This is a genomic window from Bradyrhizobium sp. Rc2d, assembly GCF_900099855.1.
GTDB lineage: Bacteria > Pseudomonadota > Alphaproteobacteria > Rhizobiales > Xanthobacteraceae > Bradyrhizobium.
The window spans coordinates 1-20,931 of record NZ_FNCU01000036.1 but is presented as its reverse complement, the minus strand read 5'-3'; the positions used below and the strand labels follow the sequence as shown (position 1 = coordinate 20,931).

Genomic DNA, 20,931 nt, shown 5'->3' with positions numbered 1-20,931 from the left:
TTAAACAGGTGCGGAGCTTCTACAGGAGGATGTCACAATGCACGGACCATGCGACAACATCCTCGCTGGCCGCTCATGATAGGGGTCTGACTAGACTGCGATTTGCGATTCAGGCATCTGCGGTGATGCCTCCGACTGCACCTGATCGAGCACCGAGAGATTCGCGATGAGCAGATAGATCAGCAGGCTCGCGCAATAGACGACTTGCAAAATTACCGCGCTGGCGACGAATGCTATCGCGCCCGTGGCGAAACCCTGCTCAAGACCCAAATACCACGCTGCAACCAGGATCAGCATCGTTGCGGGAATAAGGGCGTATGCGCGAAGAAAACGCCCCAGAAGAACACCCGCTACGGCGCTTGCGATCATCAGCACGACCAAGATCTGCCCTCCTGCTCTTGCATCAGAGATGTTCCGACGCATGACGGGCCGTATTGTAGCCACAGAACCGCTAAAAACATACCACTTTTACGCGGCCGCGCCCAATCTTTGGTGCGCCTGCCGCTGCGCTGCGGGCGCGCGGTTCTGTCGTAAAACGTGCTCGGTCGTCGACCCGGTCTCCTGGATCCCGGAGTTCTCCTGCTGACAAGTGGGTGCTTTTCGGTTCCAGGGGCTTACTTTTCCACCCGGGTGGTCGACCTCGGCAACAGGCCGACACGCAAATGCGGCAAGAGGCTTGTGACCAAGACGCCTCGGAGGAGACCAGTCCTAGCTCCCCTGGCTTTTACGCAGCAGGAGCCCGACCAGTTCTTCGAGGCTCTGCTCAATGTCCGCGGACTGCAAAGATCTGGTATCGGGCTCAGAGGAATGCGGCTCGATCAGACGCAAGCTTGCGCCGGAAGGCCCGGATTTCACTGGCTTCGGCTCCCGAATGGATACGGGTTTAAACGACTGAGGCATGTCATGGTTCGTCTGCTCAGTCATTGCGGGTTGAGGTGTGACGTATCGCGCCCTGGTGCTTTCATCCGAAGCTGGTCGCTTGGTTCTGAGCGCGGGCGAAACGTAGGGCTGCAAGTTCAAGTACTCGGCGTGCCGCTTACGAGAGATCAGCTCACGCGTGCCGTAGCCGGCCGCGAAGCCAATCGCGAGCAGAACAAATATGATGAGAAGCCCAACCATCAAAACTATACGCGCCCACTCATAATTCTGCCTCAGAGTTAACCTGCTACCGTCTATATCCTGTAGTTGATAGATGCCGTAATTGACGATTTGAAGGCACGTCGTTCGCCGTATCCGTGTCGGGCTGCGCTCGCCTCAGGAGCGCTTCTGACGCGTCGTGAGCGATACGAGATATCCGCTGCATCCCCGCGATCCGGTGACTTGCCTATTTGCTGGTCAATGCGCCTTCGATTTGGCATCGCACGTGTCGTGAGTGATGCGACAGCCATCGATTGACAGCTCGCTCAACGTAGCGAACATCGCAAACAGGAAACCACGAATACCGAGATCGCCGTCTTGTCGTTACAATCCCCAGGTTCCGCCATCATAACCGACAGCCGCGCGCAGAAGATCGGGGCCGTCAACGGTTTTCGCGGACTCGCCATCTTGATGGTGATCCTTTTTCACTTGCTTGTTCCGTTTACATCCAGCGCGCCGGCGTTTCCCGGCGAACTTGATCCGAATGGTCTCCTGGCCATTGTCGCGAAGCATGGCTTCTTGGGCGTAAATATCTTTTTTGTGCTCTCCGGATTCGTTCTGTACCTGCCCTATCGCACAAAGAAGCGAGTCATCGATCGGCTCGCCGACTTCCCGCATTTCTATTGGCATCGCGCAGCCCGGTTGCTTCCACTTTACTATACGGTTGTCCTCGTGACGGTTGCACTCCATGCCAAGTCGCCCGCTGGATCGCATGCGTGGTATCTGGAGCTCGGCGGACTGTTATCTACGCTTTTCATTTTTGTGCCGCACGGGTTTATGCCCCCCTCCAATCCCGTATTGTGGTCCGTAGGCGTTGAAATCTGGTTCAGCCTTTTGTTTCCGCTGCTGATTCTTCTGATCGCGCGCTTCGGCCTTCGAAGACTGTTGCTGTTGAGCGTCGTCATCTGCTCAGCTTTCGTGGTGGCTGGGCATCTTATCGTGGTGGATCGGATTGGGATGTTTCGCCCGTTTGTGGGCGGAATATTTGGGTCGTGTTACCAATTCATTTTCGGAATGTTGGCTTGCGATCTCTACGTCAAGTCCAGGGACAGCGTTTCACTAAGGAGATTTCAGTCGCGCGGGCTGCTGCCCGGACTGCTGCTGATGATTGCCGCCATATATCTCAAGGATAACGGCCCCTGGGCTGTGAGCATTCTCTACGCCACGATCTTTTGCGCCGGGTTTTCCATGGTGCTGCTGGCGGTGTTGTGCGGGGCATGGTCCGCAAATCGCTTGTTCGAGGCGTGGCCAATTCAAGTCGTCGGATGCATGTGCTACAGTATCTATGCGTGGCATTCGATCATTATGGTTGAAATGATTCCGCCCGATACGTCTTCGTTGCAAGCCACGCTTCGACTTTCGTTTCCGTATCTTGCAATAACGATCCTGCTAAGTGCGCTGAGCTATCGTTATATTGAATTTGGCCATCAAGGCGATTGGAGGTCGTTGTTCCTGTTGCGCAAGTCCAATTCCCACGAGCTCGCCGGCGCTGGGGTATCCCGTCGTGCTGAGTCTAAGCCGGTCGCATCGTCCTGAGAGGACGCCCTGCTGGGACATCTGGGACTGCGGGTCGAGGGTATGTTCGGTGCCCGAGTTCGCGGCTGCGCCTCAGTCCTGTGGCAAAGTCGAGAGCGTTTGCGAACCTCGGCGGCTTACTGTTGTATTCGGCCTAGCGCGACTGCTCCGAAGGTCCGGCGGTGTGACAACCTAGGCGCTGATCATGCGAGTTGCTGCGCGTAGCCGCGGTGTCGAGCTGGCGATGGTCCACACCAAATTCTCTCTTACGTTTCAACGCTCTGTACAAGCAAGCGCCATCGATGACCGTCACGCCTCCGCTGGCGCCGCCTTGCTGCGTATCAGATCGCGGTGTAGATGTCGCGCATGAGCGATGAAACCCACTCCATTCGAAGCGGCCGGCTCAGCGCGGCCATCAAGGCGCACGGAGCCGAGCTGTGCTCGCTCAAAGACGGAGGCGGCATCGAATTCATCTGGCAGGCGGGGCCGGAATGGCCGCGCCACGCGCCGCTGTTGTTTCCGATCGTCGGGCGCCTCACCAATGACGAATTGCGGCATCGGGGCAAGACGTATCGGATGACCCAGCACGGCTTTGCGCGCGACAACCGCTTTGCGTGGACGGAGCGCGGCGAGAGCCGCTGCACCCTGGTGCTCGAAGACAGCGAGGCGACGCGAGCGCTCTATCCGTTCGCGTTCCGGCTCACCGTGGCCTACGCGATCAATGATTCCGGCCTTGATCTGACGTTCACGATCGCCAACACCGGCAAGGAGACATTGCCGGCGTCGCTCGGCGGTCATCCCGCCTTCAACTGGCCGCTGCAATCCGGACTGGCGAAGGAGAGCTATGCGCTGACCTTTGCGAACGCGGAATCGTCTCCCGTCCGCCGTCTCGACGGCGGCTTGCTCCGCGCGACCACGGAGCCAAGTCCGGTCAAAGATAAATCGCTGGCCTTGTCCGAAGCCTTATTCGTGGATGACGCCATCATTTTCGACCGCATCGAGAGCAGCTCGGTCCGCTATGCCGCCGGGCAGGGCGCATCAACCGGGCCGTGGCTGAAAATGTCCTGGCGCGGTTTTCGCGAACTCGGCGTCTGGTCGAAGCCCTCGGGCGCGCCGTTCCTTTGTATCGAGCCCTGGCGCGGCCATGCCAGTCCCGCCGGCTTCGACGGCGAGTTCACCGACAAGCCCGGCCTGATGCATATCGCGGCGGGAGCGGAAGAGCGCTTGTCGTTCCGGATCGAAATCGGATCGTCCTAGATCGATGTCTTCAGACCTCGATGCGCGTGAGATCCTCGCCGAGCACGACAGGTCCTGAGTAATCCCGCCGGACGTCGTTGAGCAGCGCGTTCAGCATGGAATCGTCGGTGCGCGGCCGGTGATGGGTCAGGGCGAGCTTCTTGACGCCGGCCTTGGCCGCGACCTTGCCGACCGTATCGCCGCAGGCGATCGTGAATTTCGCAAGCCGGCGCAAGTGCTCGTTGTTGATTTCTGGCGTTGCGAGGAAGCAGCACTGAACCAGCAGGTCGGCGCCCTCAGCCAGTCGCTCGAGACCGGGGCAGGGGACCGTGTCGCCGGAAATCGCAATGACCTTGCCCTCCGCCTCGAAGCGGTAGCCGAGACACATCCAGCGTTGGAGGAAGGCCGGCGGCATGTCGAGGCCGTCGCCATGCGAGACGAGCTCGGCGCTGATCTTCCAGCGGCCGGTGTCGAAAACGGGACCGGGCACGATGTCCGTTGCGACCACCGGTTTCCAGCCGCCGAAGGTCGGCTCGCCGCGATCCCGCCAGGTGATGTCCTTGTCGTAGACCTGCGTGATCAGCGTATTGACCAGCCGTTCGGTATCCGGAGGGCCATAGATGCGCAGCTCGTCCTTGCGGCCATGCATCCATGAATTCAGCATCACATCGTAGAGGTCGCCGATGTGGTCGAAATGGTGATGGGTGAGAAAGACCGTGTTGATGGCGCCGAGCGGTACGCCGGCCTTGCTGAGCTGCAGCACGACGCCGCGGCCGGCGTCGATCAGGATGTTCTCGTCGCCGAGCCTGATCAGCGTGGTCGTCGCCATCCGGTGTGGATCCGGGCGTGGGCCGCCGGTGCCGAGCAGTATGACCTCCATGGCGCCACCTCCAGCGTGAAAATCTTTCACAGTAGATTTGAACACGGCAAGCTAAGCAAGCCGCATCAAGGCCGACGCCGGAACGGAGCAGGGCGCTCAGCGGACGCCGGCTGCAATGGCGGCGAGGGTCGGCCGGATGGTTGATCGGTCCGCTCTCGCGGACGTCAGGCGGTGCGCCAGATCCTGCGCATGCCGCTCGACCAGATGCCAGGTCGCGCGGGCGACTAAATAGCTGAGCGCGGCGGTGACGGCATAGGCGATGAGCAGCGAGACCAGCCCGTCCGCGAGCGGCCAGATCTGGCGCAGGCCATAGATCACCGCGAAGTGCGACAGATACATCGAATAGGAATTGCGGCCGAGCGCCTCGAGCGGCCGCCAGCGGATCGCGAGGCGGATGCAGCCGGCGACCAGCGCACCGAGCACGAGATTGATCATCAGATAGTTGAATTCATGCGAGCCGCTGGCGCGGTCGGCGATGAAGGACAGTGCGATGAAGACGGCGAAGACCGCGGCATCCGACTTCGCAAAGCCGTCGCGCAGGGAGAAGAACAGCGCGCAGCCGACGAGGAAGACCGGAAGCTGGTTGAGGAAGCTGATATGCAGCGTGGTCCAGACGAAGGCTTCGTTGCCCGATCCGTAATAGGCCGAGAACAGCGCGAAGGCGAACGGCTTGAACAGGCAGACATTGACGAGATGCAGCACGATCGCGAGCGCGAGATAGAGATGACGGCGTGCTCCGAACGCGATGATCAGAAGCGGAAAGACGAGATAGAACGTCATCTCCGCCGCGATCGACCAGTCGCCCGGCACGACGCTGTTGACGCTGTCCGGCCAGAAGCCGTGCAGGAACGTCGCGGTCAGGATCACCTGAAGCGGTCCGATGCCGTTGGGAGCGTTGGCGCTCGGCCCCGTGCCGTTGACGAGCAGGTAGACCGGGATCGCGAGCCAGAACAGCGGCGCGATGCGCAGGAAACGGCGGATGTAGAACTTGCGCGCCGGATTCGTTTCGGTGCGCTGCGTCCACATCAGGCACATCGTCATGGCGCTGACGAAGTAGAACACGTTGACGCCGGTCCAGCCGCACATGAAGGCGAAGTCGACGGCGCCGATGCGCGACGGGAACGACTGCGAGACGTGGATCGCCATCACGCCGGCAATGGCAAGACCGCGCAGCAAGTCGAGCGTGTGCGAACGGCCGAAGGGCGTTGCGCCTTCTTCGGTTCGACCGGTTGCCAAGCGGGCCTGCCCCTGCATCACGCCTTCTCCATGGCCTCGTGTCTGCGAGTGGGGACCATAGAGGCGGAGCCGGCGTTTCCGAAGCCGAAGGCGTCCTTTACGTTAACGGCGGTTGTGCGGAGCCGGATGTGCCGAATTGGCGGTGTCGGCTCGGCGGCGGCCGTGCGGATCATGCTGGCATGATCATGCACGCGATGAGAATTGTGGGCCAATTCATACTTAATACGTCAAGACCATGACCAATATTGTTTGGGCATCACAACACGCCTAGTATCGCGGCGGGCAATTTCGGGGGCTCGAACAGGTCGTGAATGGTCGTTCACAGGACAGCGCGTTGCGCAAGGACCTGAATTTCCAGGCCGTGCCGCAGGCACACAGGACACCCAAGATCGTGGCCGATTCCGCCCGTCCGGAATTGCGCCCCGCCGGCCGCGAGCGGCTGATCGTCGTCGAAGACGATCCGGTGACGCGGACGATGCTGGTCGGCTATTTCGACGAGAACAATTTCGACGTGGTCGGCGCCGGCTCCTGCGCGGAATGCCGCCAGGCACTGCGCGCGCGTACCGATCTCGTCTTCCTCGACGTGCAGCTGCCCGACGGTGACGGCTTCGAGCTTGCCAAGGAAATCCAGGCGACCAGCAACGCCGGCATCATCTTCGTGACGCGCCGCGACACCGACGTCGATCGCATCCTCGGCCTCGAGATCGCCGGCGACCATTACGTCACCAAGCCGATCAACTTGCGCGACCTGCTCGCGCGCGCGCGCAGCGTGCTGCGGCGGCGCTCGCTCGATCGCAAGGCGGCGCGCAATCACAATTCGATCGCGTTCGGCGACTGGATCATCGACCTGACCCGGCGCGAGATGCTCGGCAACGACGGCAAGCCGGTGGCGTTGACCCGCGCCGAATTCGACCTGCTCGCCGCGCTGGTCGGCGCCGACGGCAGGCCGCTCAGCCGCGACTATCTGATCGAGGTGGTCAGCAACCGCCAGGCCGAAGTCGACATCCGCACCGTCGATGCGCTGGTGGCGCGGCTGCGCCGCAAGCTCATTGGTAGCGGCACGCCCGTGATCGCGACCGTCACCGGCGTCGGCTACAAGCTCGCGCTCAGCGAGCGGCTGTAGCGGCAGATCGGGGCATCCCCGTCAACGCGATGCGACGCGCTTCCATCTTGCTTCGAGGCGAGCCTTGATTTGGCTGATCCGGGCCTCATGTGCGGCCCAATAGGCGCGGCTGGCGGCGGCCGTGCCCTGACGATAGCGGGCATAGACGGCTTTGGGCTGCGTCGACATCTTCGGTGCACTTGCCAGTTTTGCCGGCGCCGCAGCAGCCGCGGGAATGGCCGGGGGCGCCGGAGCCGGACCGGCCACGGCTTCGACGTCCAGGGACCTCGAATTCATCGCGAGAAGCCGGTTACGGGCCCGGTTGCAATAGACTTGCGATCGCGGCGTCATCGTCTCCTCGCCATGACCCGCCCGATATTTCATGAGCGCGCGGCAGAGATCCCCGCTCGCCAGGCGCCAGGCCTGGCTGAGATAAATCACCCCGTAGTGGATGTTGATGTCCGGCTCTGCCAGTTCAGCATTGCTTCCGCGGAATCCCAGCATCGCCGTGGTCTCGGGCCGCACCTGCATCAGCCCGATCTCGCCGACGCTGCCGATCACGGCCGGGTTGTAGCCGCTCTCGACGAAGACCACCGCTTCGGCGATGTCGGCGGGCAAATGGGTGTTCGCGATCTCTCTCTCGATGATCTTCCGGATCGCGGCGCGGGATGCCGGCGTTTCTCCGGCGCCGAGCTCGGTCCCGCCGTCGGGCACCGCCGCCGTCGTGCGCGGCTCATCCGGACCGCCGTCCTTGGCCTGCGCGCAGATCGGAGCCGACAAAAGCAGGGCGACCGCCACGCGTCCCCACGTCGCGCCAAGATTGAAGCGTGTCCGATCCCACAGCATGGGTCTGTGATAGAGCTTTGGAGTTAACAAACCGGCCTTGCGGTGCGACAGCGGGGACGCATCAACCATAGCATGATCCCGCAATTTGCATTGTGGTGCCTGCCTCCTTCGAGGCGGCCCCAAGGAAGTAAACGCCATGTGCGGCTGTCAGGAATGCCTTTGGATGCGCCCGGCCCACGGCGCTAGCGCTGGCTGGATGCCGCGGAGCGGTCTGCAGCGTCGCTGTGGAGCTCCCGTTCGAACTGCTGCTTCACCTTGGCGAGGTCATGATCCACGGCCGCGTTGCGCAGCATCGGGTTGAGTTCGACGTCGGTTCGCCCGACGTGTGCCGGAGACGATAGCGCCAAGGAACTGGCGAGCAGCAGGGTCGTTGCGAAAATGGTCATGTCACTATTCATGGGCCCAAATGCGGCCATTTGTTGCCGGTGTCGGCCAATGGCTTTTGAGTTGGCGCGTGCAAGCCCAATGCTATGGTGCGGCAGGCCTCAATTTGACAAGGACGAGGTATTTCAGTGGCTGATGTTCATCCCGCGGCGGGCAAGCAGGCCTCGCCGGACGCGCTCACCAATATTCCGCGGCTGGTTACGGAATATTTCGCCGGCAAGCCGGATGCGGCCGACCCCGCGCAACGGGTTGCGTTCGGCACCTCGGGTCATCGCGGCACCTCGTTCAAGAACACCTTCAACGAGGGCCACATCCTCGCGACCACGCAGGCGATTTGTGACTACAGAAGAGAAAAGGGGCTGACTGGCCCGCTCTTCATCGGCATCGATACCCATGCGCTGGCAGAGCCGGCCCTGGTCAGCGCCATCGAGGTGTTCGCGGCCAACAGTGTCGACGTCATGATCGACAAGGACGGCGGCTACACGCCGACACCGGTGGTCTCACACGCGATCCTGACCTACAACAAAGGGCGTACGAGCGGCCTCGCCGATGGCGTCGTGATCACGCCCTCGCACAATCCCCCCGAAGACGGCGGCTATAAATACAATCCGCCGCATGGCGGCCCCGCCGACACCGACGTCACCGGCGTGGTCGAGAAGCGCGCCAATGCTTATCTCGCCGACGCCCTCAAGGGCGTGAAGCGCATCGATTACGCCAAGGCGAAGAAATCCGCGAACGTCCACGCCTATGATTTCATCACGCCTTACGTGGCCGATCTCGGCAATGTCGTCGATCTCGACCTGGTCAAATCCGCCGGCGTCACGATCGGCATCGATCCGCTCGGCGGTGCCGCCGTGCATTATTGGCATCCGATCATCGAGCGCTACGGCCTCAAGGCCACCGTCGTGAACGAGGCGATCGATCCGACCTTCCGCTTCATGACGGTCGACTGGGACGGCAAGATCCGCATGGACTGCTCCTCGCCCTACGCCATGGCGAGCCTGATCGGGATGCGCGACCGCTTCGACGTCGCCTTTGCCAACGACACCGACGCCGATCGCCACGGCATCGTGACGCGCACTGGCGGCCTGATGAATCCGAATCATTATCTCGCGACCGCGATCTCGTATCTGTTCGCGCACCGTCCGAACTGGGGCAAGGATGCCGCGATCGGCAAGACTGTGGTGTCGAGCTCGATCATCGACCGTGTTGCAAAAAAGCTCGGCCGCAAGCTGGTCGAGACGCCGGTCGGCTTCAAATGGTTCGTCGACGGCCTCCTCACGGGCTCTTTTGGCTTCGGCGGCGAGGAGAGCGCGGGCGCCTCGTTCCTGCGCCGCGACGGTACGGTATGGACCACCGACAAGGACGGCGTCATCCTCGGCCTGCTCGCCGCCGAGATCATGGCCAGGACTGGCCGTGATCCCAGCCAGCTCTTCAATGACCTCACCGCCGAGTTCGGCGTGCCCCATTACGCGCGCATCGACGTCGCCGCCACCGGGCCGCAGAAGACCATCCTGAAATCAGTCACACCGGAGCAGCTCGGCCTCAAGGACCTCGCCGGCGATCCCGTCCGCGCCACCCTGAGCAAGGCGCCCGGCAACGGCCAGCCGTTCGGTGGCATCAAGGTCGAGACCGATTTCGGCTGGTTCGCGGCCAGGCCGTCGGGGACGGAGGACGTCTACAAGATCTACGCGGAAAGCTTCCGCAGCACCGAGCACCTGACGCGGATTCAGGAGGAAGCCAAGGCCGGGCTGGCGAAGGTGTTCGGGGCGTAGCATTCGGGCCCGAGTGCCGCTCTCACTGTCCCTCCAAGGGAGGACGCGCCGTATCCTCCGGTGTCATCGCCCGCGCAGGCGGGCGATCCAGTACTCCGCGGCAAGAGTTGTGTGAACCCAATGTTCGCCGCGGAGTACTGGATCCCCCGCCTTCGCGGGGAATGACGGTGGATAAGTTTGTATACAGCATAGGTGGATACGGTAATTAGATACGCTATTTTTGAGCTTGAATGATCTCCATGCCCCCGCTATTGTATACATAACGTATGCATAAGCCGTGGGAGCGAGACCGATGACAAAACCCTTCCCCATGAACGCCTGGTACGCCGCCGCCTGGGATGCCGAGGTGAGGCCGGCGCTGTTGCCGCGGACGATCTGCGGCAAGCACATCGTGATGTACCGCAAGGCCGATGGCTCGGTCGCCGCGCTGGAGGATGCCTGCTGGCACCGCCTGGTGCCGTTGTCCAAGGGCCGGCTCGAAGGCGACACCGTCGTTTGCGGCTATCACGGCCTGAAATACAACGCGCAGGGCCGCTGCACCTTCATGCCCTCGCAGGAGACCATCAATCCGTCCGCCTGTGTGCGCGCCTATCCCGTGGTCGAGCGGCACCGCTACATCTGGCTCTGGATGGGCGATCCCGCGCTGGCCGATCCCGCGCTGGTTCCGGACATGCACTGGAATCACGATCCGGCCTGGGCCGGCGACGGCAAGACCATCCACGTCAAATGCGACTATCGTCTCGTGCTCGACAATCTCATGGATCTCACCCACGAGACCTTCGTGCATGGCTCTTCGATCGGTAACGATGCGGTGGCCGAGGCGCCGTTCGACGTCACCCATGGCGAGAAGACGGTGACGGTGACGCGCTGGATGCGCGGCATCGAGCCGCCGCCGTTCTGGGCCAAGCAGCTCGGCAAGCCCGGCCTCGTCGACCGCTGGCAGATCATCCGTTTCGAGGCCCCGTGCACCATCGCCATCGACGTCGGCGTGGCGCCGACCGGCACCGGCGCGCCGGAAGGCGACCGCTCGCAGGGCGTCAACGGGTTCGTGCTCAACACCATCACGCCGGAGACCGAGAAGACCTGCCATTATTTCTGGGCCTTCGTGCGCAACTATCGTCTCGGCGAGCAGCGCATCACCACCGAGATCCGCGACGGCGTCTCCGGCATCTTCCATGAGGACGAGCTGATCCTCGAAGCACAGCAGCGCGCGATGGACGAGAACCCGGATCGCATCTTCTACAACCTCAACATCGATGCCGGCGCGATGTGGTCGCGCAAGCTGATTGATCGCATGGTGGCGAAGGAAAACGCACCAACACATCTCCAGGCCGCGGAGTAGACGATGGCCGAACGTGAGGTTGACCGCTCCGTCTCGCAGACCGTGAAGGCACAGCTCGCGCTGCGCGACCAGATCCTGTCGGGCTCATTGCGTCCGGGCGAGCGCATTTCCGAGCTCCAGGCGGTGGAGACGACAGGCGTCTCGCGCACGCCGGTGCGCATGGCGCTGGTGCGGCTGGAGGAGGAGGGCCTGTTGGAGGCGATCCCCTCCGGCGGCTTCATGGTGAAGGCGTTCTCGGAGCGCGATATCTCCGACTCCATCGAGCTGCGCGGCACGCTGGAAGGCCTCGCCGCGCGCTTTGCCGCCGAGCGCGGCGTCTCCGCGCGCGAGCTCGAGCCGCTGAAGGAGTGTCTCGCCGCGATCGACGAATTGCTGCGCCAGGTGCCGATCTCGGTCGACGCATTTTCGTCTTACGTCACGCTGAACGCGCGCTTCCACGCCCTGCTTACGGAATTGTCGCGCAGCCCGCCCTTGATCCGGCAGATCGACCGCGCCTCGGCGCTGCCGTTCGCCTCGCCGAGCGGGTTCGTGATGGCGCAATCGGCGCTGCCCGAGGCGCAGCAGATCCTGATCATCGGACAGGAGCATCACCGCGTGGTGATCGACGCGATCGAGAACCGCGAAGGCGCGCGCGCCGAAGCCGTCATGCGCGAGCATGCGCGGCTCGCGGTACGAAACCTGCGGCTCGCGCTGCGCAACCGGACCCATCTCGACCTCTTGCCGGCGCTCGCGCTGATCAAGACCGCAAACGATTGAGGCAATCACCATGCGCTTCATCGAAACCTGGATTCCGGCGACGCTCGTCTCGACCCGCGATCTCGCACCTGGCATCCGCGAATTCCTGATCCGGCCCGATCAGTTCGACGGTGCGGCCTATCCGGTCGGCAGCCACATCAATGTCAGCGTCAGCATCGACGGCCTGCCGGAGACGCGGTCCTATTCGCTGGTCGGCGAAGCTTCGTCCCACGGCTTCAAGATCGCGGTGCGCCGCGCCGAGGATTCCCGCGGCGGCTCGCGCTATATGTGGCAATTAGCGCCAGGCGCGCGGCTCGACATCACGCAGCCCGCCTCGCTGCTTGCGGTGGACTGGGCGCGCGAAAATTATTGCCTGATCGCCGGCGGCATCGGCATCACGCCGATCCTCGGTGCCGCGCAGGCGCTGGCCCGCCGCGGCGCTGACGTCACGCTGCACTATGCCGTGCGTTCGCGCAGCGAAGCCGCCTATCTCGACGATCTCGCCGCGCTGCTCGGCGATCGCCTGGTCGTTCATGCCAGCGACGAAGGCAAGCGCCTCGATCTCGACGCCCTGTTCGCCTCGCTTCCCCAAGGCACGCTCGCGCTGTTCTGCGGCCCGATGCGCATGCTCGATGCCGCGCGCCATGCCTGGATCGGCGCCGGCCATCCGCTTTCAGATCTCCGCTACGAGACGTTCGGCTCCAGCGGCACGCTGCCGACCGAGACGTTCCGGGTGCGCTTGAAGGGCTCGAATGTCGAGCTCGAGATTCCACGCGAACGCTCGATGCTTGACGTGCTCAACGCCAGCGGCCACGACGTGATGTACGACTGCAAGCGCGGCGAGTGCGGTCTCTGCGCCATCGACGTCGTCGAGGTCGACGGCGAGATCGATCATCGCGACGTCTTTTTCAGCGACCACCAGAAGCAGAGCAACCAGAAGATCTGCGCCTGCGTCTCCCGCGCGCGGGGCACGATCACGGTGGACACGCTGCTGCGCGCGGATGCGATGTGAGGCGAGCCCGGAGCGGGAGTCTGTTCGGAGGAATGGACGGCGCCCAGGGCTCCACCTCGCCCGCTTGCGGGAGAGGTCGGCGCGAAGCGCCGGGTGAGGGCTCTCTCCTCTTGGGGAGTCCCTCCGTGGAGAGACCCTCTCCCCAGCCCTCTCCCGCAAGCGGGAGAGGGGGCTCATCGCCGGCTCTCAGGCCCACTATAATTTCCACCTACGCCGCGTAAGTCGCCCGATACTTCTTCGCGTCCAGCAGCGCCAGCACGGCATCGGCCGCCACCGGCCGGCTGATCAGATAGCCCTGCACCTCGTCGCAACTGATCTGGCGCAGATATTCGAGCTGGTCTGTCGTCTCGACGCCTTCGGCGACGACGCCGATGCGCAGGTCCCGCGCGAGCGAGATCACCGACTTCACGATGGCGGCGCAGTCCGGCTGCACCAACACGTCGCTGATGAAGGACTGGTCGATCTTGATGCGGCTGAACGGCAGCTTGCGCAAATAGGTGAGCGAGGAGAAGCCCGTCCCGAAATCGTCGAGCGCTACGGTGACGCCGAGCTCCAGCAGCGCATTCAGGACCGATGCGGCCGAGCCGTATTTCGACAGCAGCATCGATTCCGTGATCTCGATCTCGAGCCGGCTGGGTGAGACCTTCGCATCGGCAAGCGCCTGCACGATGGTCTGGAGGACGCCGGTGTTGTGAAATTGCGCCGCGGAGAAATTCACGGCGACCCTGATCTCGTCCGGCCATTGCGCCACCGTCGCGCAGGCGCGGCGGATGACCCATTCGCCGATCTCGTGGATCAGCCCGGTCTCCTCGGCGATCGGGATGAATTCGCTCGGCGGCACCAGCCCGCGCGCGGGATGCTGCCACCGCAGCAGCGCCTCGAATCCGGTGATGCGGTTGTCGCCGAGATCGAGGAACGGTTGGAACACCAGGAACAGCTCGTCCCTCGCGATCGCGCCCGCGAGGTCCGATTGCAGCGCCTTGCGGTCGCGCGACACCCTGTCGTCGCTGGTCTCGAAAAAGCAGACCGTGCCGGCTCCCGCCTTCTTGGCGCGATAGAGCGCGGCATCGGCATTCTTCATGACGTCAAGCGGCATGGTGCCGTCGCGCGGCGCCAGCACGATGCCGACGCTGGTCGCGCCGACGATCTGGCGGCCCTCGATCTGGAACGGCTCGGTGAAGGCAGCAACGAAGCGCTCGGCGATCTCGAGCGCATCTTCCGGCCGCGCCAGATTGTTCATGACCAGCGCGAACTCGTCGCCGCCGATGCGCGCGACATGCTCGGCCGCGCGCGTGCAGCGTTGCAGGCGGCTTGCGACCTGGACCAGGAATTCGTCGCCGGCGGGATGACCGAACTGGTCGTTGACCTCCTTGAAGCGGTCGAGGTCGAGCAGCAGCACCGCGAATTCCTCACCGGACAATGCCAGTCGTTTGAGCGCGGCATCGAGCGTTTCGTTGAAGGCGACGCGGTTGGGCAAATGGGTGAGGGGATCCTGCCGCACCGTGCGCTCCGCCTCGATCTGCCGTATCACGCGCCGCGCGAACGCGAACGAATTGACGAACACGCCGCGCAGCAGCACGCTTCCGTAGACCACGACCAGGAAGGCGATCAGCAGGAAGGCGAGATCGCCGTTCCTGCCGAGGCAGATGGCGATGCCGAGGAAGATGGGCGCCGTGAACGCGATGGCCGCGATCGGGATCGTGGCGAAGGCCAGCGCGCCGCCGGCCAGCATGCCCGAGCAGAGGCAGGTGATGACGAGCTGGCCGCCGGTCGAAGCATCGCCGAAGAAGGCGACCGGGACGATGCCCCAGGCCGCGCCAAGGATGAAGGCGTTGCGCACCAGCCGGTGCATGGCGCGGCGCGAGACGAATTGCGGTTTGGTGATGCGGCGCGCGGCGTGGGATTGCACGCCGAACCCGATCGCGGCGCTGGCAACTGCGGCCGCCCAGATCAGGGCGGGCATCCTGTCCGGCGACTGCCACAGCGCGATGGCCAGCACAATGGCGTTGCAGGCATTGGCAAGCATGATGCCGACCGAATAGCCGAGCACCAGCGACATCTGCTCGGCCCGGATATGGCCGGCCACGGCCTCGTCGGTTGCGGGACCGCCAAAGGCCGACAGATCGCCGGCGAACAGCCGCGCGAAATAGCTGGTCGTTTGAGTCCGCATTCCAGAGCCTAGCAGCATCGGCCGATTGTCCGGCTAGAAGCGGAAAATTCGCTGCAAACCTTTGACGAACTATGAATTATCCCTAGCTGCCGCAATCGGAGTGAGCACTTCTACGTGTTCAAACGAAGGTATCGATAACAAATCGATACAAATGCGTGATGGCAGGAAAAGTTCGCCCCTAACTCCGCTGTCATGCCCCGCGCAGGCGGGGCATCCAGTACGCCGCGGCCCCTCGACCCATCACAGCCGCCGCGGCGTACTGGATCGCCCCGCCTTCGCGGGCGATGACAGCGGTGGTAGGGCGAGAGGGAGGTGTATCACCGCCCCAGTTGCTTCGGGTCATAATAAAACCGTTCCTCGACCAGCTGGTCGCCCCGCCAGGTCTGCCACGCGATCTCGTCCAGTGTCCGCGTGACGCCCTCGGCATTGGTGAAGCTGAAGACCCAGCGGGTCGCGACGTGGTCGCCCTCGATCAGGCTCGGCCCGATACGCACGGCCTTGACGTCCTTGGACGCCGCCAGCACGCCGCGTTCCTTGGCGACGAGCTTGTCGCGTCCGACCGTTGGGGTGGCGTTGTTCTCGTAGGTCACGGCATCAGGCGTGCAGAACTGTTCGATGGCGCCGATGAAGTCTCCGGCTTCCAGCCGCCGCGCAAACGCTTCGACAATGTCACGGCTCGGCATGGAACACCTCGCAATTAAAACCGACTGATAGTCGGTAAATACCGACCGGTGGTCGAAAAGTCAACTGGCCACCGGTGCTCGATTGGATTAAAGCGAGAGTGAGTTGAATCGATGCGAGCCGAGAACTCAGAACACCTCTCCCCGTCGGGGAGAGGTGGACCTCGACGAGGCACATGGCGAAGCAGGCGGAACGGCGCGCGGCGACGATGGAAGCGATCCTGACGGCGGCACGCCGCCTGTTCGGGACACAAGGATTCGCCGCCACCACCATGGATGAGATCGCCGAGGCCGCCCGCATTGCCAAGGGCGCGGTCTATCATCACTTCAAGACCAAGGAGGCGGTGTTCGAAGCCGTGTTCGACCAGGTCTCGCGCGATCTCGTCGTCGAGATCGACAGCGCCGCGCGCGCCGAGAAGGACGTTCTCGCCGCCATGGTCGCCGGCATCCAGCATTACTTTGCGGCGACGGCAAAGGGCCCCACCGAGCAGATCATCCTGCGTGACGGGCCCGCCGTGCTCGGCTGGGAACGCTGGCGCGAGATCGACGCCAAGCACTTTGGCGGCAAGCTGCCGCGCGCGATCGCGGCGGCGATGGAGGCCGGCCTGATCGCGCGCCAGCCCGTCGAGCCGCTGGCACGGCTGCTGCTCGGCGCCGTCACGGAAGCCGCGGTCGCCTGCGCCGGGCGCGCCGATATCGCAAGGGCGGGCGGGGAATATGCCCGTGCGTTCAGGTCGCTGGTCGAGGCGCTGCGCCTGCGTGCATGATTGTGCTAATGCGAGATCAGTTTTGTAGGCGATGCGAGCCAAGAACTCGGATTCACCTCTCCCGTAGGGAGAGGTCGGATTGCATCGAAGATGCAATCCGGGTGAGGGGTTACAGTCTCACTCGCCGTTGCGGCCCCTCACCCGGATTGCTACGGACGATGCTTCGCATCGCCGAGCGCAATCCGACCTCTCCCCGTCGGGGAGAGGTGAAGCTCGCATCGCTGATCGAATTTAGCCTGCTCTAAGTGACGAAACTGGAAACGCCAACACCAACAAAAAGAACAGTAGCGCATGAACGCAAATTCCTCGCTCGCGCCGTCCGATCCCGAATTCGACTACATCATCGTCGGTGCCGGCTCCGCCGGCTGCGTGCTCGCCAACAGGCTCTCTGCGAATGGCAAGCACAGCGTGCTGCTGCTCGAGGCCGGCCCGAAGGATTCCAACATCTGGATCCACGTCCCGCTCGGCTACGGCAAGCTGTTCAAGGAGAAGACGGTCAACTGGATGTATCAGACCGAGCCGGAGCCCGAGCTGAAGGGACGGCAGGTGTTCCAGCCGCGCGGCAAGACGCTGGGCGGCTCGAGCTCGATCAACGGCCTGCTCTATGTCCGCGGCCAGCACGAGGACTATGACCGCTGGCGCCAGCTCGGCAACACCGGCTGGGGCTATGACGACGTGTTGCCCTACTTCAAGAAGGCCGAGAACCAATCCCGCGGCGCCGATCAATATCACGGCAGCGGCGGGCCGCTGCCGGTCTCCAACATGATCGTGACCGATCCGCTGTCGAAAGCCTTCATCGACGCTGCGGTCGAGACCGGTCTGCCCTACAACCCTGACTTCAATGGCGCCACGCAGGAAGGCGTCGGCCTGTTCCAGACCACGACGCGCAACGGCCGGCGCGCCTCGACGGCGGTGGCCTATCTCGGCCCGGCGAAGACCCGCAGCAATCTCAAGATCGAGACCTCCGCACTCGCCCAGCGCGTCCTGTTCGAAGGGCGCCGCGCCGTCGGCGTCGAATACCGGCAAGGCGCGGCCTTGCGCCGCGCGCGGGCCCGCAAGGAAATCGTGCTGTCGAGCGGAGCCTACAACTCGCCGCAACTGCTTCAGCTCTCCGGCGTCGGTCCCGCCGATCTCTTGCGCAAGCACGGCATAGACATCGTGCTCGATGCTCCCGGTGTCGGCCATGACCTCCAGGACCACATGCAGGTCCGCATCGTGATGCGTTGCTCGCAGAAGATCACGCTGAACGACACGATCAATCATCCGCTCCGCCGCACGATGGCTGGGGCGCGCTATGCGCTGTTCCGGAAGGGCTGGCTGACGATCGCCGCGGGCACGGCGGGTGCGTTCTTCAAGACCAGCCCGCGGCTGGCGTCACCCGACATCCAGGTGCACTTCCTGCCGTTCTCGACCGACAAGATGGGCGAGAAACTGCACGATTTCTCCGGCTTCACCGCCTCCGTGTGCCAGCTCCGGCCCGAAAGCCGCGGAACCTTGCGCATCAAAAGTGCCGACCCGACCGTGCCACCCGAGATCCGCATCAACTACATGTCGACCGAGACCGACCGCAGCACCAATGTCGAGGGCCTGAAGATCCTGCGCAAGATATTGAACGCGCCGGCGATGAAGCCGTTCGTGGTCAATGAGTACGATCCCGGCGCGAAGGTATCCACGGACGCCGAGTTGCTCGATTATTGCCGCGAGCGCGGCAGCACCATCTACCATCCGACCTCGACCTGTCGTATGGGCAATGACGCGCTCGCGGTGGTCGACCAGCGGCTGAAGGTGAGGGGGCTCGACGGCCTTCGCGTGGTCGACGGCTCGGTCATGCCGGACCTCGTGTCGGGGAACACCAACGCGCCGATCATCATGATCGCCGAAAAGGCCTCCGACATGATATTGGAGGATGCGCGTTAGAGCATGATCCGGAAAAGTGGGAACCGGTTTTCCGATAAGATCATGCTCAAACAAAATGACGCGTCTCGAAAGGATAAGGACTTGGCTACGCGATTCAAGATCGGCACCCGCAAGAGCGCGATGGCGCTGGCACAGACGGAAGAGATTGCACGCCGCCTGACCGCCGCTGTGCCCGATCTGGACATCGAGATCGTCAAGTTCGACACCACGGGCGATCTCGACCAGACCAGCAAGCTTCTGCCGCACGGCGGCAAGGGCGGCGCCTTCGTGGCGCAGATCCGCGCCGCCGTCCTGTCGGGCGAGCTCCAGGCGGCGATGCATTCGCTGAAGGACATGCCGGGCAACGAGGACACGCCCGGCCTTGTCATCGGCGCCACCTTGTCGCGCGATCCGCCCAGTGACGCGCTGGTGCTGCGCGGCGGCGTGACGCTGGAGGCGCTGCGCCAGTCCCGCGGCAAGGGTTTCAAGATCGGGACCAACGCCGTCCGCCGGGCCGCCTATGCGCGGCGCCTGTTTCCGGAGGTGGAGGTGATCCACTTCCGCGGCGCCGCCGACACGCGCGTGCGCAAGCTCGACAATGGCGAGAAGCAGCGCCTGCCGGATGGCGGCGCGGTGGGGCCGGCCGATGCACTGATCATGGCGCGGTCGGGCCTCGACCGCGTCGGTCTTTCCAGCCGCATCGCCTACGAATTCACCGCGGCGGAGATGCTGCCTGCGGCGGGTCAGGGCATCGTCGCGGTCGAATGCGCGGCGCAGGACTGGCAGACGCGGCAGATCCTTTCATCGATCGACGATCCCGCCGCGCATGCCTGTGCCGATGCCGAGCGCGAAGTGCTGTGGGTGCTCAACGGCCACTGCAATTCGCCGGTGGCGGGGTTCTCGACCATTGCCGGCGATCAGATGTCGCTGTCCGCATCTGTGCTCGACCTCTCCGGCAATACCATCATCGAGGCCTCGCGCTCAGGCCCCGCCAATCGTCCGCGCGAGCTCGGCCGTGCTGTGGCGTTGGATCTGTTGGCCAGGGGGGCCGCCGAGATCATCGAACGCAGCCGGCCGCGCTGAGCCTGCCCGCGAAATCACAATCGGCGATGGTGTCATCCTGCGCCTGTTTTGCCCGACGTGTCAAACGCGCGGGGTGAGTCATGCCGGCCTAGAGCGAGTTGCGATCAAAGCGGATTATACCCGCAATGACGGATGTAGTTGGCGCATTCGACAGGGGTAAAGAGGCTGAGAGTGCGGCCGATGAGGTCCCAGAGGGCATCGACGGTTCGAGCTTGGGCTTGTCGCAACAGTTCCTTGAGTTTGGCGAAGGCCATCTCGATCGGATTGAGATCGGGGCTGTAGGGCGGCAGGAACAGAAGCCGCGCACCGGCACCGGCGATGAGACGCGCGGCCGCTTCATTCTTATGGCTCGACAAATTGTCGAGGATCACCGTGTCGCCTTCGCGCAGGGTGGGGACGAGGATTTGCTCGACATAGGCGAAGAAGCACTCGGCGTTGATCGGCCCGTCGAGCACAAACGGCGCTATCAGCCCCTCGCAGGTCAGGCCGGCAAGGAACGTCGTCGTCTTCCAATGTCCGTGCGGCGCATGGCCCAAGGCGCGTGTGCCGACATTGGCCCAGGCGTAACGACGCGTCATCGCCGTCGTCGTCCAGGTCTCGTCGAGGAAGATGAGCCGACCGCCAAGGCTGGTTTGCGCGCACCGCCACGCTTGTCGGCGCTCAACGACGTCGGGACGATCCTGTTCGCTGGCGTGCACGGTTTTTTTTGAAGCTAATGCCCTCACCGGCAAAGAAGCGCGACAGCATCGACTTGTCGGCTTCGACGCCATGCCTGCGAAGCAGTCGCTCGGCGATCGCATCGAGCGTCAGATCGTTCTCTTTGCGCCGAAGTTCCAAGAGCCAGTCCCGATGCGGCTTCAGCACAGAACGCCGATCACCGCCGGTCGGCAAAGCCGCCGTGCGCTGCGTTTCCTCGAACGCCTTCACCCAGCGGATCGCGCTCGCGATCCCGACCCGGAATATCCGGGCCGCCTCGTTCCGCGAAAGGCCATCCTCAACGACGGCCTTGATCACCCGAATGCGAAGAGCCTCTCCATGCGCCATCCCTGCCGGCCTCCTCCCGGCCTCAAGGATGAATCACGGTTCGCTCCCTTTGGGAATCCCTGCGATTCAATTCGAGCCCAACATGCTCTAG

At 63.5% G+C, this 20,931-nt stretch carries 19 protein-coding genes; 10 read left to right on the top strand and 9 right to left on the bottom strand.

Annotated elements, in window-relative coordinates; genetic code table 11:
- Positions 1 to 90: 90 nt before the first annotated feature.
- Positions 91 to 381, bottom strand: coding sequence for a hypothetical protein (locus tag BLV07_RS32475; RefSeq protein WP_130211929.1), 291 nt, complete (start codon positions 379 to 381; stop codon positions 91 to 93).
- Between the two features lie 327 nt (positions 382 to 708).
- Positions 709 to 1,119 (bottom strand): hypothetical protein, encoded by a 411-nt coding sequence (locus BLV07_RS32470; protein WP_091894095.1) that lies wholly within the window; start codon positions 1,117 to 1,119, stop codon positions 709 to 711.
- Between the two features lie 336 nt (positions 1,120 to 1,455).
- Here BLV07_RS32470 and BLV07_RS32465 point away from each other — a divergent pair, with 336 nt between their 5' ends.
- Both BLV07_RS32465 and BLV07_RS32460 read left to right on the top strand, forming a co-directional pair.
- Positions 1,456 to 2,673 (top strand): acyltransferase family protein, encoded by a 1,218-nt coding sequence (locus BLV07_RS32465; RefSeq protein WP_091894093.1) that lies wholly within the window; start codon positions 1,456 to 1,458, stop codon positions 2,671 to 2,673.
- A gap of 345 nt (positions 2,674 to 3,018) precedes the next feature.
- Positions 3,019 to 3,909, top strand: coding sequence for an aldose 1-epimerase family protein (locus BLV07_RS32460; RefSeq protein WP_091894170.1), 891 nt, complete (start codon positions 3,019 to 3,021; stop codon positions 3,907 to 3,909).
- 10 nt (positions 3,910 to 3,919) lie between these two features.
- Here BLV07_RS32460 and BLV07_RS32455 read toward each other — a convergent pair whose 3' ends face one another.
- Together BLV07_RS32455 and BLV07_RS32450 are read right to left on the bottom strand one after the other, a co-directional pair.
- Entirely contained in the window at positions 3,920 to 4,768 is an 849-nt protein-coding gene (locus tag BLV07_RS32455) for an MBL fold metallo-hydrolase (protein WP_091894091.1), read from the bottom strand.
- A 96-nt stretch (positions 4,769 to 4,864) separates the two neighbouring features.
- Positions 4,865 to 6,022, bottom strand: a complete 1,158-nt coding sequence (locus BLV07_RS32450) for an acyltransferase family protein (RefSeq protein WP_091894089.1) — start codon at positions 6,020 to 6,022, stop codon at positions 4,865 to 4,867.
- Positions 6,023 to 6,311: 289 nt separating this feature from the next.
- Between BLV07_RS32450 and BLV07_RS32445 the strand changes: the two genes are divergently transcribed.
- The gene (locus tag BLV07_RS32445; RefSeq protein ID WP_091894087.1) at positions 6,312 to 7,127 is read left to right on the top strand and encodes a response regulator transcription factor; all 816 of its coding nucleotides are present in this window, start codon (positions 6,312 to 6,314) and stop codon (positions 7,125 to 7,127) included.
- A 21-nt stretch (positions 7,128 to 7,148) separates the two neighbouring features.
- Here BLV07_RS32445 and BLV07_RS32440 read toward each other — a convergent pair whose 3' ends face one another.
- Positions 7,149 to 7,952 carry a transglycosylase SLT domain-containing protein gene (locus BLV07_RS32440; RefSeq protein ID WP_091894085.1) on the bottom strand — a complete coding sequence of 268 codons (804 nt, stop codon included), beginning with the start codon at positions 7,950 to 7,952 and terminating at the stop codon, positions 7,149 to 7,151.
- 182 nt (positions 7,953 to 8,134) lie between these two features.
- Positions 8,135 to 8,338 carry a hypothetical protein gene (locus tag BLV07_RS32435; RefSeq protein WP_091894083.1) on the bottom strand — a complete coding sequence of 68 codons (204 nt, stop codon included), beginning with the start codon at positions 8,336 to 8,338 and terminating at the stop codon, positions 8,135 to 8,137.
- A 126-nt stretch (positions 8,339 to 8,464) separates the two neighbouring features.
- Here BLV07_RS32435 and pgm point away from each other — a divergent pair, with 126 nt between their 5' ends.
- The 4 genes from pgm to BLV07_RS32415 all read left to right on the top strand — a co-directional run bounded on the left by pgm (position 8,465) and on the right by BLV07_RS32415 (position 13,200).
- Positions 8,465 to 10,111 (top strand): phosphoglucomutase (alpha-D-glucose-1,6-bisphosphate-dependent), encoded by a 1,647-nt coding sequence (gene pgm / locus BLV07_RS32430; protein ID WP_091894081.1) that lies wholly within the window; start codon positions 8,465 to 8,467, stop codon positions 10,109 to 10,111.
- 292 nt (positions 10,112 to 10,403) lie between these two features.
- On the top strand, positions 10,404 to 11,453 hold the full coding sequence (locus tag BLV07_RS32425) for an aromatic ring-hydroxylating dioxygenase subunit alpha (protein ID WP_091894078.1): 1,050 nt from the start codon (positions 10,404 to 10,406) through the stop codon (positions 11,451 to 11,453).
- Between the two features lie 3 nt (positions 11,454 to 11,456).
- A complete protein-coding gene (locus tag BLV07_RS32420) occupies positions 11,457 to 12,209 on the top strand; it encodes a GntR family transcriptional regulator (RefSeq protein ID WP_091894076.1) in 753 nt (250 codons plus the stop codon).
- Between the two features lie 10 nt (positions 12,210 to 12,219).
- Positions 12,220 to 13,200, top strand: a complete 981-nt coding sequence (locus tag BLV07_RS32415; protein ID WP_091894074.1) for a PDR/VanB family oxidoreductase — start codon at positions 12,220 to 12,222, stop codon at positions 13,198 to 13,200.
- A 208-nt stretch (positions 13,201 to 13,408) separates the two neighbouring features.
- On the opposite strand, the gene BLV07_RS32410 is transcribed toward BLV07_RS32415, so the two are convergent.
- Both BLV07_RS32410 and BLV07_RS32405 read right to left on the bottom strand, forming a co-directional pair.
- Entirely contained in the window at positions 13,409 to 15,370 is a 1,962-nt protein-coding gene (locus BLV07_RS32410; protein WP_091894072.1) for a putative bifunctional diguanylate cyclase/phosphodiesterase, read from the bottom strand.
- Positions 15,371 to 15,687: 317 nt separating this feature from the next.
- Positions 15,688 to 16,053: a nuclear transport factor 2 family protein gene (locus BLV07_RS32405; protein WP_091894070.1), complete on the bottom strand. Its 366-nt coding sequence runs from the start codon at positions 16,051 to 16,053 to the stop codon at positions 15,688 to 15,690.
- 173 nt (positions 16,054 to 16,226) lie between these two features.
- Between BLV07_RS32405 and BLV07_RS32400 the strand changes: the two genes are divergently transcribed.
- The 3 genes from BLV07_RS32400 to hemC all read left to right on the top strand — a co-directional run bounded on the left by BLV07_RS32400 (position 16,227) and on the right by hemC (position 19,796).
- On the top strand, positions 16,227 to 16,817 hold the full coding sequence (locus tag BLV07_RS32400; protein ID WP_091894068.1) for a TetR/AcrR family transcriptional regulator: 591 nt from the start codon (positions 16,227 to 16,229) through the stop codon (positions 16,815 to 16,817).
- Between the two features lie 291 nt (positions 16,818 to 17,108).
- Positions 17,109 to 18,734 carry a GMC family oxidoreductase gene (locus BLV07_RS32395; protein WP_091894066.1) on the top strand — a complete coding sequence of 542 codons (1,626 nt, stop codon included), beginning with the start codon at positions 17,109 to 17,111 and terminating at the stop codon, positions 18,732 to 18,734.
- Between the two features lie 81 nt (positions 18,735 to 18,815).
- A complete protein-coding gene (hemC, locus tag BLV07_RS32390) occupies positions 18,816 to 19,796 on the top strand; it encodes a hydroxymethylbilane synthase (RefSeq protein ID WP_091894064.1) in 981 nt (326 codons plus the stop codon).
- 104 nt (positions 19,797 to 19,900) lie between these two features.
- On the opposite strand, the gene BLV07_RS32385 is transcribed toward hemC, so the two are convergent.
- Positions 19,901 to 20,840 (bottom strand): IS630 family transposase gene (locus BLV07_RS32385; protein WP_502690207.1). Its coding sequence is split into 2 segments (ribosomal slippage): positions 19,901 to 20,504 and positions 20,503 to 20,840, totalling 942 coding nucleotides; the frame shifts between segments, so codons are not numbered across the junction.
- Positions 20,841 to 20,931 lie beyond the last annotated feature (91 nt).

Excerpts from the sequence above, each read along its gene's own strand:
- BLV07_RS32470 (WP_091894095.1), bottom strand. The coding sequence starts at position 1,119 with ATGGTTGGGCTTCTCATCATATTTGTTCTGCTCGCGATTGGCTTCGCG.
- BLV07_RS32460 (WP_091894170.1), top strand. The coding sequence starts at position 3,019 with ATGAGCGATGAAACCCACTCCATTCGAAGCGGCCGGCTCAGCGCGGCC.
- BLV07_RS32455 (WP_091894091.1), bottom strand. The coding sequence starts at position 4,768 with ATGGAGGTCATACTGCTCGGCACCGGCGGCCCACGCCCGGATCCACAC.
- BLV07_RS32450 (WP_091894089.1), bottom strand. The coding sequence starts at position 6,022 with ATGCAGGGGCAGGCCCGCTTGGCAACCGGTCGAACCGAAGAAGGCGCA.
- BLV07_RS32440 (WP_091894085.1), bottom strand. The coding sequence starts at position 7,952 with ATGCTGTGGGATCGGACACGCTTCAATCTTGGCGCGACGTGGGGACGC.
- BLV07_RS32435 (WP_091894083.1), bottom strand. The coding sequence starts at position 8,338 with ATGACCATTTTCGCAACGACCCTGCTGCTCGCCAGTTCCTTGGCGCTA.
- BLV07_RS32425 (WP_091894078.1), top strand. The coding sequence starts at position 10,404 with ATGACAAAACCCTTCCCCATGAACGCCTGGTACGCCGCCGCCTGGGAT.
- BLV07_RS32420 (WP_091894076.1), top strand. The coding sequence starts at position 11,457 with ATGGCCGAACGTGAGGTTGACCGCTCCGTCTCGCAGACCGTGAAGGCA.
- BLV07_RS32415 (WP_091894074.1), top strand. The coding sequence starts at position 12,220 with ATGCGCTTCATCGAAACCTGGATTCCGGCGACGCTCGTCTCGACCCGC.
- BLV07_RS32410 (WP_091894072.1), bottom strand. The coding sequence starts at position 15,370 with ATGCGGACTCAAACGACCAGCTATTTCGCGCGGCTGTTCGCCGGCGAT.
- BLV07_RS32405 (WP_091894070.1), bottom strand. The coding sequence starts at position 16,053 with ATGCCGAGCCGTGACATTGTCGAAGCGTTTGCGCGGCGGCTGGAAGCC.
- BLV07_RS32400 (WP_091894068.1), top strand. The coding sequence starts at position 16,227 with ATGGCGAAGCAGGCGGAACGGCGCGCGGCGACGATGGAAGCGATCCTG.
- BLV07_RS32395 (WP_091894066.1), top strand. The coding sequence starts at position 17,109 with ATGAACGCAAATTCCTCGCTCGCGCCGTCCGATCCCGAATTCGACTAC.